Annotated in this window: 11 protein-coding genes and 1 pseudogene; 6 read left to right on the top strand and 6 right to left on the bottom strand. The window is 67.4% G+C overall.

What is annotated here, in order from left to right:
• Positions 1-38: 38 nt before the first annotated feature.
• Both U1763_RS04730 and U1763_RS04735 read right to left on the bottom strand, forming a co-directional pair.
• The gene (locus U1763_RS04730; protein WP_332754298.1) at positions 39-317 is read right to left on the bottom strand and encodes a hypothetical protein; all 279 of its coding nucleotides are present in this window, start codon (positions 315-317) and stop codon (positions 39-41) included.
• Positions 318-1,334 (bottom strand): annotated as a pseudogene (locus tag U1763_RS04735) (glycerophosphodiester phosphodiesterase).
• Positions 1,335-1,475: 141 nt separating this feature from the next.
• On the opposite strand from U1763_RS04735, the gene U1763_RS04740 reads away from it, so the two are divergent.
• The 6 genes from U1763_RS04740 to U1763_RS04765 all read left to right on the top strand — a co-directional run bounded on the left by U1763_RS04740 (position 1,476) and on the right by U1763_RS04765 (position 9,342).
• The gene (locus tag U1763_RS04740; RefSeq protein WP_082441359.1) at positions 1,476-2,039 is read left to right on the top strand and encodes a 2Fe-2S iron-sulfur cluster-binding protein; all 564 of its coding nucleotides are present in this window, start codon (positions 1,476-1,478) and stop codon (positions 2,037-2,039) included.
• Positions 2,036-3,016 carry an FAD binding domain-containing protein gene (locus U1763_RS04745; protein WP_332754299.1) on the top strand — a complete coding sequence of 327 codons (981 nt, stop codon included), beginning with the start codon at positions 2,036-2,038 and terminating at the stop codon, positions 3,014-3,016. Before U1763_RS04740 ends, U1763_RS04745 begins: the two co-directional genes overlap by 4 nt.
• A 2-nt stretch (positions 3,017-3,018) precedes the next feature.
• Positions 3,019-5,250: a xanthine dehydrogenase family protein molybdopterin-binding subunit gene (locus U1763_RS04750; RefSeq protein ID WP_332754300.1), complete on the top strand. Its 2,232-nt coding sequence runs from the start codon at positions 3,019-3,021 to the stop codon at positions 5,248-5,250.
• A gap of 217 nt (positions 5,251-5,467) precedes the next feature.
• Positions 5,468-7,672 carry a molybdopterin cofactor-binding domain-containing protein gene (locus tag U1763_RS04755; protein ID WP_332754301.1) on the top strand — a complete coding sequence of 735 codons (2,205 nt, stop codon included), beginning with the start codon at positions 5,468-5,470 and terminating at the stop codon, positions 7,670-7,672.
• 142 nt (positions 7,673-7,814) lie between these two features.
• Positions 7,815-8,738 carry an XdhC family protein gene (locus U1763_RS04760; RefSeq protein WP_107964075.1) on the top strand — a complete coding sequence of 308 codons (924 nt, stop codon included), beginning with the start codon at positions 7,815-7,817 and terminating at the stop codon, positions 8,736-8,738.
• Positions 8,725-9,342, top strand: coding sequence for a nucleotidyltransferase family protein (locus U1763_RS04765; RefSeq protein WP_332754302.1), 618 nt, complete (start codon positions 8,725-8,727; stop codon positions 9,340-9,342). The genes U1763_RS04760 and U1763_RS04765 overlap by 14 nt, the downstream gene beginning before the upstream one ends.
• On the opposite strand, the gene U1763_RS04770 is transcribed toward U1763_RS04765, so the two are convergent.
• From U1763_RS04770 to U1763_RS04785, 4 genes are all read right to left on the bottom strand, one after another.
• Positions 9,317-10,525, bottom strand: a complete 1,209-nt coding sequence (locus tag U1763_RS04770) for an ABC transporter permease (RefSeq protein WP_056060727.1) — start codon at positions 10,523-10,525, stop codon at positions 9,317-9,319. The genes U1763_RS04765 and U1763_RS04770 overlap by 26 nt on opposite strands.
• A gap of 163 nt (positions 10,526-10,688) precedes the next feature.
• Positions 10,689-11,345 carry an ABC transporter ATP-binding protein gene (locus U1763_RS04775; protein WP_243643425.1) on the bottom strand — a complete coding sequence of 219 codons (657 nt, stop codon included), beginning with the start codon at positions 11,343-11,345 and terminating at the stop codon, positions 10,689-10,691.
• Between the two features lie 70 nt (positions 11,346-11,415).
• Complete coding sequence (locus tag U1763_RS04780; RefSeq protein WP_332754303.1) at positions 11,416-12,798, bottom strand: efflux RND transporter periplasmic adaptor subunit; 1,383 nt, start codon at positions 12,796-12,798, stop codon at positions 11,416-11,418.
• The gene (locus tag U1763_RS04785) at positions 12,798-14,270 is read right to left on the bottom strand and encodes an efflux transporter outer membrane subunit (protein WP_332754304.1); all 1,473 of its coding nucleotides are present in this window, start codon (positions 14,268-14,270) and stop codon (positions 12,798-12,800) included. Before U1763_RS04785 ends, U1763_RS04780 begins: the two co-directional genes overlap by 1 nt.
• Positions 14,271-14,493: the final 223 nt, after the last annotated feature.

Below are 14,493 nucleotides of genomic sequence, written 5' to 3' on the forward strand. Positions count from 1 at the left end.
GGCCTTCGCCGGGGTGGTGTTGGGGGTTGGGGTCGGGATCAGTTTCCTGCACGATACCCTTGGTACTGCCGGCATTCCGAGCGCTGTGGGTCCTTCTTGCAGCGCTTCGCCAGTTCCTTGCGCTGTTTGCCTTCTTCGGCTTCCTGCTTGCGCATCTTCTTGCCGTAGTTGCGGTCCGATTCTTCCTGGCTGGTGGTGGTCCAGTCGACCGCCTTGCCGGCGACCTGGAACGGCGCCTTCACGATCGAAGTTGCGGTGCTGATGCAGCCACTTGCGAGGAACGGCAGCACCGCGAGTACGGGAAGAACCTTACGCATTTACTTTACTCCTGCACGCGCAGTTCCCTGGGCTCGGTCGCGCGTTTGAGCTCCGTATAGCGGAAAGTCGGTGAAGAAACCGTCGATACCTTGTGCAAGGCCGGCGTCGATCTCCGCGGCGATGTCGCCGTGGGCGGCTGGGTCGGTGCCGCGGCGGAAGCGGGTGGGTTCGAAGTAGTTTTCCGCGCGGTAGGTCCAGGGGTGGACGCGCAGCCCCGCGGCGTGCGCGTCAGCGACCAGCGTGGTAGGGGTCGCGTCGGTCCAGAGCATGCTCTTGTTCGGGCCGATGCCGTAGGCGTAGGCGGCGACGGCCTTCAGGCCTTCGGGCGTGATCATCGCCTTGTAGCTCGGTTGCGCGCCATCGGCGGGACCGCCCTCGCCGTCCATGAGCTAAATCAGGCGGATTTTGGTCATCTTGTGGAGGCGTTGGAGGTTGGCGACCTCGAACGACTGGATAAACACCGGCGCTTTGGCTGAGTCCCAGCCGGCTTCGCGCAGTTCGGCGACCAGTTTCGCGTCGGTCGGGTGGCCGATCTTGGCGAAATAGGTCGGATGCTTGGTCTCGGGATAGATGCCGATCGTCCGGCCCGTCTCGGTCGTGCGGCGCTTTGCGAGCGCGATGATCTCGGCGAGCGTGGGAATTGCGAATTGGCCGTCATAGGCGGTGTTGGCCGGGCGGAGCTTGGGCAGACGCTCCTTTGCGCGCAGCGTCTTCAGTTCGGCGAGCGTGAAGTCCTCGACGAACCAGCCGGTCATCGTCTGGCCGTCGATCGTTTTGGTGGTCTTGCGCGCGGCGAACTCGGGGTGGTCGGCGACGTTGGTCGTTTCCGCGATGTTGTTCTCGTGGCGCGCGACGAGAACGTCGTCCTTGGTCGGCACCAGATCGGGCTCGATGAAGTCCGCGCCCTGGTCGATCGCGAGCGAATAGGCCGCCAGCGTATGCTCGGGCCGGAGCCCGCTCGCGCCACGATGCGCAATGACGATCGGGGGCGACAATCGGGGAGAAGCTGGCGTCATCGCCGCAGCTTGCCCGCTTGCCGCGACGAGCGCCAGCGCGCCGATGTGTGAGAGCTTGTCGCAATAGGAAACGATCGGTCGCATCGGCGTTGAGTCCTCGAAATCCGTACATTCCCGGCACATTCAACCAGGGGCACCGCCATGCATTTCACGATCAATGGTCAATCATATGACGCCGAGCCCGATATTCGTACGTCGGTGCTCGACCTGTGCCGCGAGCATCTCGGGCTGACGGGGTCGAAGAAGGGTTGTGATCATGGCCAGTGCGGCGCGTGCACGGTGCTGATCAACGGGCGCCGCGTCAATTCCTGCCTGACGCTCGCGGTGATGCACCAGGACGACGAGATCACGACGATCGAGGGCATCGGCCAGCCGGGCAACCTGCACGCATTGCAGGACGCGTTCGTGCGGCACGACGGCTATCAGTGCGGCTACTGCACGCCGGGGCAGATCTGTTCGGCGGTCGGCATGCTCGACGAGGTCAAGAAGGGCTGGGCCAGCCATGCGTCTGGCGACCTGACCGATCCGAAGTTCGACGATGCCGAGATTTCCGAACGGATGAGCGGCAATCTGTGCCGGTGCGCCGCGTACCCGAACATCGTCGATGCGATCCGCGAAGTCGGTGGTGCCGAGCCCGCCGGCCGGACCGCAGACGAGAAGGATGCCGCGATGGAAGCCAACGCGCGTGGGGAGCTGGTAGCATGAAGACCTTCACGTACGAGAAGCCCGCTACGCCCGAGGCTGCGGTCAAGGATATCGATACGAGCGGCGCCAAGTTCATCGCGGGCGGTACCAACCTGCTCGACCTGATGAAGTTGCAGGTCGAGACGCCGGACAAGCTGGTCGACATCTCGCGGCTCGATCTGGCGAAGATCGAGGAGCGCGAGGATGGTGGGCTGACGATCGGTGCGCTGGTGCCGAACAGCGATCTCGCCGCAGACCGCCGCGTCGTCGCCAAGTACGAAGTGCTGAGCCGCGCATTGCTGGCCGGCGCGTCGGGGCAGTTGCGCAACAAGGCGTCGACCGGGGGCAATCTGCTTCAGCGGACGCGGTGCTATTATTTCTACGACACGGCAGCGGCCTGCAACAAGCGCGAGCCGGGTAGCGGCTGTTCGGCGATCGGTGGCTTCAACCGCATCCTCGCCGTGCTGGGGACGAGCGAGCATTGCATCGCGACGCACCCGAGCGACATGGCGGTGGCGATGCGTGCGCTCGACGCGACGATCGTGACACTGAAGGCGGACGGCGATCGTCGGCGGATCTCGATCCACGACTTCTATCGCCTGCCGGGTGATACGCCGCAGATCGAGAACGCGCTCGAAGCGGGTGAACTGATCACGCACATCGAGCTGCCGGCGCCGCCCAAGGGCAAGCAGGAATACCGCAAGGTGCGCGATCGTGCGTCCTATGCGTTTGCGCTCGTCTCGGTGGCGGCGATCGTCGACGTGCAGGACGGCGTGATCGCTTCCGCCTCGCTCGCGTTCGGTGGGCTCGGGCCGATGCCGTGGCGCAACCCGGCGGTCGAGGCGGCTCTGGTCGGCAAGGCGCCGTCCGATGCCGTGTTCGAGGCTGCGGCGACCGCGCTGCTGGCCGATGCCAAGGGCTATGGCTCGAACGACTTCAAGATCCCCCTCGCCCGTCGCACGCTGATCGCGACGCTGCGCAACGTCACGGGAGCATAAGCATGTTTGGTCTTGGCACCACGAATAGCCTGACGATGGACAAGCCGCATCCGGACAGTCTTCTGGATACGGGCGTCCAGGGCGTCATCGGCAAGCCGCTCGACCGGATCGACGGTCCGCTGAAAGTCACCGGCACGGCGACCTATGCCGCGGAATACCAGTTCGCCAACATGGCGTATGGCGTGCTGGTCGGGACGAAGATCTCGGCGGGCAAGGTCGTCTCGATCGACGTCGACGCGGTCAAGGCGATCCCCGGCGTGATCGACGTCGTCACCGATTTCGACCAGTTCATCCGCGTATCGGCACAGGGTGGTGCGACCGATGCGCCGACGCAGGGCGTGAAGGACATCGCGTTCTTCGGCCAGATCGTCGCGATCGTGCTCGCCGAGAGCTTCGAGGTCGCACGCGATGCGGCGGCGCGCCTGCCGATCGAATATGACGAGGCCGAGGGTCAGTACGACTTCGCCGCGCACCGCGACGAGACCCGGACCCCGCCGGACGACGCGACGCCCGCGCACTTCAAGCAGGGCGACGTCGACAAGGCGATGGCCGAGGCGGCGATGACGATCGATTCGACCTACATCACGCCGAGCCAGAATTCGGCGGCGATGGAGCCGCATGCCTCGACCGCGGTGTGGGAAGAGGACGGCTCGCTGTCGCTGTACGGCGCGTACCAGATGCCGACATCGGATGCGCAGCAGCTGGCGAAGTCGCTGGGGCTGTCCGAGAAGAAGGTGCGGATCATCGCGCGCTATATCGGCGGCGGGTTCGGATCGAAGCTCGGCATCGCACCCGAGAGCGTCGCGGCGGCGATCGCGGCGAAGCAGCTTGGCCGTCCGGTCAAGGCGGTAATGTCGCGCCCGCAGGTGTTCGAGGCGACGGTGCGGCGGTCGAATACCGAGCAGCGCGTGCGCCTCGCGGCGGATGCGGACGGCAAGCTGTCGGCGATCGGTCACGAGACGCTGACGTCGAACCAGTCGACCGAGAATTATTTCGAGCCAGCGGGGATTGGCACGCATCTGCTGTACGGCGGTGAGAACCGGCTGATCACGCATGAGGTGGTCGATGTGAACTTCGTGCTGTCGGGCTCGATGCGGGCGCCGGGCGAGGCTGTCGGGATGCTCGCGCTTGAGGGCGCGATGGACGAGCTGGCCGAGAAGCTCGAGATGGATCCGATCGAGCTGCGCAAGCGCAACGATCCGAAGATCGACCCCGAGAAGGACGTGCCCTATTCGTCGCGCAACCTGACGCGTGCGCTCGACGAGGGTGCGAAGAAGTTCGGTTGGGACAAGCGCCGGAAGGCTGGCACGCGGCGCGAGGGCGAGTGGCTGATCGGCATGGGCGTCGCCTCGGCGGTGCGCGGCAACATGATGATGGAATCGTCGGCCAAGGTCGAGATCCACCCGGACGGCTCGGCGACGGTGTCGTCGGCGATGACCGATATCGGCACCGGAAGCTACACGATCCTGGCGCAGATCGCGTCGGAGATCCTGGGGATTCCGGTCGAGAACATCACGATGTCGCTGGGGGATACCAACGATCCTCCGGCGGCGGGTTCGGGCGGTTCGTGGGGTGCGGCGTCTTCGGGGACTGCGGTGTATCTCGCGTGCGAGATGCTGCGCGGGAAGCTTGCCAAGGCGGCGGGCGTCGACGAGGACGGCCTGACGCTCAAGGACGGCAAGGCGATCGGCGACAATCGCTCGACACCGATCGGCGAGCTGGTCGGCAAGGGTCTCGAGGCTATTGGACACATCAAGCCGGGCAAGCAGGAGAAGGAGACGACGCAGGCTGGGTTCGGCGCGCATTTCGCGGAGGTCGCAGTCAATGTGATCACCGGCGAGACGCGGGTGCGGCGGATGCTCGGGTCGTTCGCGGCGGGGCGCGTGCTCAACGCGAAGACCGCACGTTCGCAGTGCCTTGGCGGGATGACCTTCGGGATCGGCGCGGCGCTGACCGAAGACCTGATCCACGATACGCGGACCGGCAAGCTGGTGAACCACGATCTGGCGGAATATCACGTGCCGGCCAATGCGGATATTCCGCAGATGGACGTCCACTTCGTCGACGAGCGCGACATCCATGCGAACCCGATCCACGCGAAGGGGATCGGCGAGCTGGGGATCTCGGGTGCTGGTGCCGCGGTGGCGAACGCGGTGTATAATGCGACGGGGATCCGGGTGCGCGAGTTCCCGATTACGCTGGATAAGCTGCTGGACCAGTTGCCGGCTGTTTGAGCGCGAGGCTGAGTAAAGCTTACCTCGTGTAACAGTTACCCCCCGGCGGAGGCCGGGGCCCAATTGGGAAGGCTTTGATAACGGAGGACCGTCCGCCGTTACTGTCGTTCCCCAATTGGGCCCCGGCCTTCGCCGGGGTGGTGTTGGGGGTTGGGCCGTGATCTCGTCAAACACCCCCGCCCTCCCCATATCCTTCCCTCCACCCGAGGACCGCAGAATGAACGAACACGTGATGGATGCGGCGTTCCGGCCGGGCGGTCTCGACCGCGCGAAGCAGGGCGTTCTCGGGCTCGGGCTCGATCGGATCGAGGGGCCGGCGAAGGTCACCGGCGTGGCGGACTATGCGTATGAGGGTACGCCCGATCGCATCGCCTACGCCGCGGTCGTTGGCACGCCCGTAGGCAGCGGGCGCATTCTCGGTATCGACGTCAGTGCCGCCGAGGCGTTGCCCGGCGTCATCGCCGTGATTCACAACGACGCGCGCATGCCGGCCGGCGAGTCGAACTCCCGCGCGATGCCGCTGTTCGATACCGACGTCATTCTCCACCTCGGCCAGCCGGTCGCGATCGTGGTTGCCGAGGATCAGGCGATCGCGCGCGATGCTGCGGCGCTGGTCGTGGTTCGCACCGAGGCGGGCGAGGATCGGTTCGACGTCGAGGCGCAGCCGGTCGATACCGCGCCCAAGATCGGCTTCCTGCCGCCGATCGACAACGGTGATCTCGACGCGGTGATGGCCGACGCGGCGGTGACGTTCGACCGGACCTACACGACGCCCGTACATTTCCCCGCCGCGCTGGAGCCGCATGCGACCACCGCGTGGTGGGAGGGCGACAAGCTCACGGTACGCTCCAGCAACCAGGTGATCGGCGGCGCGCGGAAGACGATCGCGAAGGCGCTGAAGATCGATGCGGACAAGGTGCGTGTCCTTGCCCCGTATGTCGGCGGCGGGTTCGGGGGCAAGACCGGTGTCGGGCCCGAGGCGATCCTCGCGGCGATCGCGGCGGAGGTCGTCGGGCGGCCGGTGAAGGTCGCGCTGCCCCGCCGCCAGACCGCGTATATGGTGCATCACCGTTCGCACACGACGCAGCGGATCCGGATCGCCGCTGACGCAAACGGCGTGATCCTCGGCATGGGGCATGAGAGCGTCGTCGCGCAGAACGACGATGGCGAATTTCTCGAGCCGGTGCCGTTCGGGACATTGCCGCTGTACCGGGGCGACGCGCGGCGGTTCAAGACCGACCTCGTGCGCGTCGACCTGCCCGCGAGCGGTGCGGTGCGGGCGCCGGGCGAGGCGGTCGGGACGTTCGGGGTCGAGTGCGCGATGGACGAACTGGCCGAGCAGCTCCGGATCGATCCGATCGAGCTGCGGCGCCGCAACGAGCCCGAAACCGATCCGGTGAGCGGCAAGCCGTTCTCCACGCGGCGGATGCTTGATTGCTACACGCAGGGGGCTGAGCGGTTCGGCTGGCCGGCGAGCGTGCCGGCGCCGGGGTCGGTGCGCGACGGCAAGTGGCTGGTCGGGATCGGCATGGCGGCGAGCTTGCGCGGCAACTTCACGGTCGAGGCGCAGGCGCGCGTGCGGCTGGAGGCGGATGGCCGCGCGACGGTCGAGTGCGACATGACGGACATTGGTACGGGGACGTACACCATCCTCGCGCAGACCGCGGGCGAGATGCTCGGGTTGCCAGTGGACGAGGTGAATGTGCGGCTCGGCGATACCGATTTCCCGCCGAGCGCGGGGTCGGGCGGGTCGTTCGGCGCTGGCAGCGCGTGTTCGGCGGTGGTGTTGGCGTGCGAGGATATCCTTGGCGAACTGGCGTTGCGGATGAACGCCGCCCCCGAGGATCTGAGCTTGCACGATGGCTGCGTTAGCGCGGGCGGGCGGTCGGTGAAGCTCGCCGATCTGGTGCGCGACGAGCCGATCGTGGCGATGGGCAAGACCGGGCCGGGTGCCGAGAGCAAGCGCACCAGCCAGGCGAGCCACGGCGCGCATTTCGTCGAGGTCGCGGTCAACGCGGTGACGGGCGAGACGCGCGTGCGGCGGATGCTGGGCGTGTTCGATGTCGGCCGCGTCCTCAATCGCAAGACCGCGACGAGCCAGATCACCGGCGGGATGGCATGGGGGATCGCCTATGCGCTGAGCGAGGAGGGCATCGTCGACACGCGGACGGGGGCGTTCGTGAACCCCGATTTCGGCGAGTATCATGTCGCGGTGAATGCCGACATTCCGCAGCTTGAGGTGCATTTTATCGAGGAGATCGACGAGTCGGCGAACCCGGTGGGGGCGAAGGGCGTTGGGGAGCTTGGAATCTCCGGCGCGGGGGCTGCGGTGGCGAATGCGATCTACAACGCGACCGGGGTGAGGGTTCGGGACTTTCCGGTGACGCTCGACAAGTTGCTCGAAGGGTTGCCTGCCGTCTGATCCTCCCCGGTACGGGGAGGGGGACCGCGCCCCTTGGCGTGGTGGAGGGGGCGACCCCGAGCGTAACGTTTGCGGCTGGCCCCCTCCACCAGCTGCGCTGGTCCCCCTCCCCGCGTGCGGGGAGGAATAGAAGAGAGAAGACATGGCCGAAAACGATAGCGTGCTCGCTGCTGCGAAGACCTGGAAGGGCGAGAAGATGGCGATCGCCACGGTCGTTTCGACCTGGGGATCCGCGCCGCGGCCCAAGGGGAGCCACATGCTCGTCCATGCCGATGGGCGGTTCGAGGGATCGGTGTCCGGCGGGTGCGTCGAGAGCGACATCCTCGCCACCGCCGCGGAGGTGATCGCGGGTGCGCCGTTCCAGGTGCGCAACTACGGCGTGGCGGATGCGGCGGCGTGGGAAGTCGGGCTGCCGTGCGGCGGCGAGATCGCGGTGATGGTGCAGCCGGTGTCGGCCGAAGGGTTCGATCCCGAGCTGTTCGACCGGATCGCCGATGCGCGCGACCAGGGCGATGCGCTGACCGTGACGACCGATCTTGCGACCGGACACAGTGACGCGCGGCCGTTGGAAACGGGCGAGGTGTTCGTCAACCGCTACGATCCGCCGCGCCGGCTGCTGATCGTCGGCGCGGTGCAGATCGCGCAGGCCTTGGCAGGGCTCGCCCGGGAGCTTGGGATCGAAACGGTGGTGATCGATCCGCGCGCGCGCTTCCTGACCGAGGAGCGGTTTCCGGGCGTGACGCTCGACGATCGCTGGCCGGACGAGGCGATCGCCGCACTCCGTCCCGGTCCGTCGACCGCGGTCGTAACGCTGAGTCACGACATCAAGATCGATGACCCTGCGCTGATCGCCGCACTCGCGTCCGATGCCGCCTATGTCGGCGCGCTCGGCAGTCGGAAGAGCCATGCGGCACGGCGCGAGCGGCTTGCCTCGGAAGGCGTTACGGCGGAGAACATCGACCGGATCGACGCGCCGGTCGGGCTCGACATCGGCGCGATCGGCCCTTCGGAGATTGCGCTGTCGGTCGCGGCGGCGATGATAGGAGCGTTCAATGATCGCCGCTGAAGACGTCTTCCTCATCCTGCTCGCGGCCGGGCGCTCGGAGCGGTTCGGCATCCCCAACAAGCTCGAGGTGCCGTTCCTCAACAAGCCTTTGGGCATGCACGTCGTCACCGCGTTCGAGAACATTCCGTTCAAGCGGCGGCTGGTCGTCACCGACGGCTGCAAGCTCGACTTCATCAGCCATCATTTCGAAGTCGTGCACAACGACGATCCGTCGTCGGGGATGTCGCAGTCGGTGAAGCTGGGTGTGCAGTGTGCCAAGGACGAGGGCGCGGAGGCGGTGCTGATCGCGCTGGCCGACATGCCGCGCGTGACCGCGGCGCATATTTACCGGATGCTCGATGCCGCCGACAGCGCGGATGCGGTGGTCGCGTCGAGCGATGGCGAAAAGCCGAGCCCCCCTGCCCTGTTCGGGCGCGAGCGGTTCGATTTCCTGCTGACGCTGGACGGCGACGCGGGCGCGCGTGACCTGGTGAAGGCGGGGCGGCACGTCGTGACCGCGCCCGCCGAACTGATCGACATCGACACGCCGGAGGATCTGGACCGGCTGCAGGCGCTGGTCCGCGATCCCAAGGCGGCGATCACTCGTGCCTTAACGCGTCGATAGGGTTCATCGCCGCGGCGCGCCGTGCCGGGAAATAGCCGAAGACGACGCCGATCACCGCGGAGATCGCGAACGCGAAGATGTTGATTTCGGGCACGAACAGCCACTGAACCTTGATCAGCGGCGCGATGATCGCGATCGCCGCCTGCGCGACGATCAGACCGATGACGCCGCCGAGGCACGACAGCGCGATCGCCTCGACGAGGAACTGCAACAGCACCTCGCGCGCGACCGCGCCGATCGCGAGTCGGATGCCGATCTCGCGCGTGCGCTCGGTCACCGACACCAGCATGATGTTCATGATGCCGATCCCGCCAACCACCAGGCTGATCCCGGCGACCGCGGCGACGATGCCGGTGAGCAAGGTCGTGGTGCCGGTCAGCGTGTCCGAAATCTGCTTGGTGTCGAAGATGTTGAAGTCGTCGGGCTTGTCGCCGGTGATGGTGCGGCGTTCGCGGAGCAGGTCGGTGATCCCGGCCTGCACGGTGCTGGTGGAGAAACGCTCGTCGACGCCGACCAGCATCAGGCGGATATCGCGGTTGCCGGTGAAGCGCCGCTGGACCGCCTTGATCGGCATGACCACGGTGTCGTCCTGATCGCCGCCGAAGCCGGCCTGGCCGCGCGTGGTCAGCACGCCGATCACGTCGCAGCTGATCGGTCCGATACGGAAACGATGGCCGACCGGATCGCCGCCGGGGAACAGGTTTTTCGAGACGGTATTGCCGATGATGCAGACCGCGGCACCGGCGCTTTCCTCGACCGGCGTCCAGCGGCGGCCCGAGGCTAGCGGCCAAGGCTGGACCTGGAAGATGGCGTCGGTGGTGCCGTTGATCGTGGTCGACCAGTTGGCGCCTTCGTAGATCGCGGTGGCGGTGGCGCTGGCTTGCGGCGCGACCGCGGTGACGCCGGCGATCTGGTTGGCGATCGCGGCGACGTCCTCGGGCTTGAAGTCGGGCGGACGCGGGCCGCCGCCGCCACGACCGAAGCCCTGGCCCGGGCGGACCTGGAGGATGTTGGTGCCGAGTGCGGAGATCGACTGCTGGACCGCGGCGGTGGTCGCCTTGCCGAGCGTGACCATCGTCACCACCGCACCGACGCCGATGACGATGCCGAGGATGGTGAGGAACGACCGCAGGAGATGGCGGCGGATCGAGCGGAGCGCGAGGACGAGGGTTGTTCCGAACATTATCGCGTCGCTCCGGTATCGAGAGCGCAGTCTTGCTGCTCCCCTTCCGCTTGCGGGAGGGGTTGGGGGAGGGGCTGACCAAACAGACCGGAAGCCAGTACGTACGTCGCGCCCTCCCCTGACCCCTCCCGCAAGCGGGAGGGGAATGTTTTTTGGGAGGCACTCACGATTCCACACTTTCACCTTGGCGGTGCTGGCTTTCGATGCGTTCCACCAGGCCGTCCTTGAAGTGGACCACTGTCCTAGCGAAGGCGGCCATGTCGGGTTCGTGCGTGACCATCAGGACCGTGATGTTCTTTTCCGCGTTCAGCCGCGTGAGCAGTTGCATGATCTCCACCGAGCGTTCGCTGTCGAGGTTGCCGGTGGGCTCGTCGGCGAGCAGCACGTCGGGACTCGTCACCAGCGCGCGGGCAATCGCAACGCGCTGTTGCTGGCCGCCGGAGAGTTCGGCCGGGGTGTGATCCCACCAGTCCGCGAGGCCGACCGTGTCGAGGCTCGCCATCGCCGCGTCCCGGCGCGCGCGCTTTTCGTCGCCGCGGTAGAGCAACGGGAGTTCGACATTCTCCAAAGCCGACGTGCGCGAGAGGAGATTGAAGCCCTGGAACACGAAGCCGAGATATTTTCGCCGCAGCAGCGCGCGCTGGTCCCGGTCGAGCGTCTCGACGTGATGACCGCGGAACAGGAAGGTGCCGTCGCTCGGCACGTCGAGGCAGCCGAGGATGTTCATCGTCGTCGACTTGCCCGACCCCGACGGCCCCATCACCGCGACGAAATCGCCCGCCGCGATGTCGAGGTCGACGCCCTTGAGCGCCTGGAACATCGTCGCGCCCTGCCCGTACGTCTTGGTGACGCCGCGCAGGGTGATGAGCGGTTCGGCGGTGAGCGGCGCGTTACTGGCCACCGCCCCCACCCTTGCTCGCGCCACCCGAGCGACGTGCGCCCCCGCTGCGCTTGGCGTCGTCGCCGCCGCTCGCCAACTGGCCGGTGATGACCTGCGCGCCGGGCTGGAGATTGCCCGACAGGACTTCGGTCATCGTGCCGTTGGTGTCGCCGGTGGTGATCTGCACCGGCTGCGGCGTGCCGTCCGCGCCCTTGACGTAGATCGTCTGCTGCGCGCCGCGAGCGACCGTCGCGGTACGCTCCGCACCGCCGCCACGGCGCGGACGGAAGGTCAGCGAACCGGCGATGCCGCCGCCCGCATCGCCGGACGCCGCGGTCGGCTTGAAGCGCAACGCGGCGTTCGGAACGAGCAGGACGTTGCGCTTGTCCGAGGTCACGATGTCCGCGGTCGCGGTCATGCCGGGGCGCAGCGTCAGCGACTGATTACCCACCGTCAGGTCGGCTGCGTAAGAGACGACCTGCCCGGTGGTCGAGGTCGCGGTGGTCGAGGTCGACGAGGTCGCCGAGCTGACCGTCAGGTTCGAGCCGAGATCGACCCGGCTGATCGTCGCGGGGAAGGTCTGGCCGGGGAACGCATCGACGGTGAAGCTGGCCTTCTGGCCGATCTTGACCTCGCCGACGTCGGCTTCGTCGATCGCGACCTCGAGCTTCATCTTGGTGAGGTCTTCGGCGATCACGAACAGCGTCGGCGTGTTGAACGACGAGGCGACGGTCTGGCCGGGATCGATCTGGCGTGCGAGCACCACCCCCGTCACCGGCGAGCGAATGATCGCACGCGCGCGCTGAGTCTGGTTCTGCGCGAGGAGCGCGCGGCTGGCGACGACGTTGGCTTCGGCGACCTTCTGCGCCGCGACGGCGCGGGCGTAATCGGCGCGGCCGGTCTGGAGCTCGGTCTTCGACGGCACGCGGCCACCCGAGAGGCGCGAGACTTCTTCGAGGCGGTTCAGCTGTGCGCGCGATTCGGCGACGGTGGCCTGTGCCTGCGCGACCTGCGCCTGGTTCGCAGCAAGCTGTGCGCTGGTCTGGCGGATCTGGTCGTCGAGCTGTTCGGGATCGATCAGCGCGAGCGGCTGGCCTGCGGTGACGCGGTCGTTGACGTCGACGACGACCTTGGTGACGAGGCCCGACAGCTGCGAACCGACCGTGACCTGCGTGGTCGGCGCGAGCTTGCCGGTCGCCGAGACGCTGACGGTCAGGTTGCCGCGTTGCGCCGCCTGCGTCGAATATTGCGTCTGCTCCTTCGCGCCGAAGCACTTGGCGAGCAGCAGGCACAGCAGGACCACGCCGACCGCGATCACGACCCACTTTACGTAGCGTTTCCAGGGGGCCTGCGGCTTTACGCCGAGGAAGTCGTCGATCGATGCGTCGGCCATCAGCGTGCCTCTGGATTGGATATGGGCGCTTCAGGGATCACGGTGGAGTCCCAGCCGCCGCCGAGTGCGGCATAGAGTGCGATCAACGCGGTGGCCGCGTCTGCGCGCGCCTGCGTGGCGCCGTTGCGCGCGGACAGGAGCGCGGTTTCCTGCTGGTTGAGCGTGGTGAAATCGGTGAGGCCGGTGCGGTATTGGCTGCGGCTGAGGATCGCGGAATTGTTCGACGCGTCGAGTGCGATCGCGAACTGGCGATCGCGTTCCTGCGCGGTCTGCAGCGCGACGACGGCGTTCTCGACATCCTCCAGCGCGGTGAGGATTGTGGATTTGTAGAGCGCCAGCGCGCCGTCGGCGGCGGCTTCGCTGGTGCGGACCTGGCTTCGCAACCGCCCGCCGTTGAAGATCGCCTGGGTCAGCCCGGCGAAGAGGCTGCCGGTGATCGCGTCGCCGATGCTGCCTATCGAGGTCGCGTTGGTGTTCAGGTTGCCGGTGATCGCGAGCGCAGGATAGAGCTGCGCCTTGGCCACGCCGATCCGCGCGGTCGCGGCGGAGAGCGCGCGCTCGGCCGAGCGGATGTCGGGGCGCTGGCGCAGGGTGTCGGCGGGGATGCCGACGCCGACCGCGGCGGGGCCGGTCGGGATCGCCTTGGCCGGCGCCATCATCGTCCGGAGCGCGCCGGGGGCTTGGCCGGTCAGCACGCCGATCCGCGCGACGGCGGCGGCATATTGCTGGTCGAGGCTGGGGATCGTCGCGGCGGTCTGGGCGCGCTGGGCGCGGGCCTGCTCGGCATCGACGCTGGAGACGAGCCCGGCCTGGACGCGGAAGCCGGCGATTTCTAGATTGTCGTCCTGGATCGCGAGCGAGGCGCGGGCGTTGGCGAGCTGCTGTTGGTACGAGCGCGCGAGGACGTAGTTGCGCGCGACCTCGCTTTCGACCGAGATCAACACGGTGGCGTAGTCGTAGCCGGACGCGGCGTAGTCGGCGCGGCTCGCCTCGACGGTGCGGCGGATCTCGCCGAACACGCCGACCTGGTAGCTGGCGCTGGCGCCGAGCGTGAAGCTGTTCGCGCCGCCGCCGCCGGTGTCGACGACGGTGCCGTCGGGGAGCGTGAACGAGCGCCCGCCGCCGCGGACGTTCTCGTTGCGCTGATACCCGGCCGAGCCGTTGACCGTCGGGAGCAGAGACGCGCGGTTCTGGAGCAGGCTTTCGCGGGCCTGGCGGAGGCGGGCGACGGACTGTGCGATGTCGAGGTTGGCGGCGGCGGCCTGCTCGACGAGCTGGCCTAGGACGGGGTCGTCGAACTTCTGCCACCAGCGGGTTAGGTCTTCGGGCTTGGTCTCGGGAGTGACCGAGTATGCGTCGGGGACGCCCAGCTCTGCGGCGGCCTTGGGGTGGTAGTCCGGGCCGACGGTGCAGCCGGCTAGCAGGGCGGCTGCGGAGACGGGTGCGATGAGGAGGGCGCGGACGCGGGACATGGTTGGCAGGCTTGGCCAAGCGGCTGGAGCTAGTCCAGCGGTTTTGTGTCGCGAGGTGTCGCAGGTGGGTTGGATTGGAGGGGGCTTCATCTGGCGCCGGCACCGCGGACTTGCTCGGCTGCTATCCCGATGGGGTGTCGATACGCTGTTTAATGTGAAGCACTCCCCGCTGCTTTGTTCTCCCACGAAGGCGGGAGTCCAGTCTGGGTCCCCGCCTTCGCGG

The sequence above is a fragment of the Sphingomonas sorbitolis genome (assembly GCF_036663875.1).
GTDB lineage: Bacteria > Pseudomonadota > Alphaproteobacteria > Sphingomonadales > Sphingomonadaceae > Sphingomonas.

Coding starts and splice junctions, on each gene's coding strand:
- U1763_RS04765 (WP_332754302.1), top strand. CDS start 8,725: ATGATCGCCGCTGAAGACGTCTTCCTCATCCTGCTCGCGGCCGGGCGC.
- U1763_RS04755 (WP_332754301.1), top strand. CDS start 5,468: ATGAACGAACACGTGATGGATGCGGCGTTCCGGCCGGGCGGTCTCGAC.
- U1763_RS04740 (WP_082441359.1), top strand. CDS start 1,476: ATGCATTTCACGATCAATGGTCAATCATATGACGCCGAGCCCGATATT.
- U1763_RS04750 (WP_332754300.1), top strand. CDS start 3,019: ATGTTTGGTCTTGGCACCACGAATAGCCTGACGATGGACAAGCCGCAT.
- U1763_RS04730 (WP_332754298.1), bottom strand. CDS start 317: ATGCGTAAGGTTCTTCCCGTACTCGCGGTGCTGCCGTTCCTCGCAAGT.
- U1763_RS04760 (WP_107964075.1), top strand. CDS start 7,815: ATGGCCGAAAACGATAGCGTGCTCGCTGCTGCGAAGACCTGGAAGGGC.
- U1763_RS04745 (WP_332754299.1), top strand. CDS start 2,036: ATGAAGACCTTCACGTACGAGAAGCCCGCTACGCCCGAGGCTGCGGTC.
- U1763_RS04775 (WP_243643425.1), bottom strand. CDS start 11,345: ATGTTCCAGGCGCTCAAGGGCGTCGACCTCGACATCGCGGCGGGCGAT.
- U1763_RS04770 (WP_056060727.1), bottom strand. CDS start 10,525: ATGTTCGGAACAACCCTCGTCCTCGCGCTCCGCTCGATCCGCCGCCAT.
- U1763_RS04785 (WP_332754304.1), bottom strand. CDS start 14,270: ATGTCCCGCGTCCGCGCCCTCCTCATCGCACCCGTCTCCGCAGCCGCC.
- U1763_RS04780 (WP_332754303.1), bottom strand. CDS start 12,798: ATGGCCGACGCATCGATCGACGACTTCCTCGGCGTAAAGCCGCAGGCC.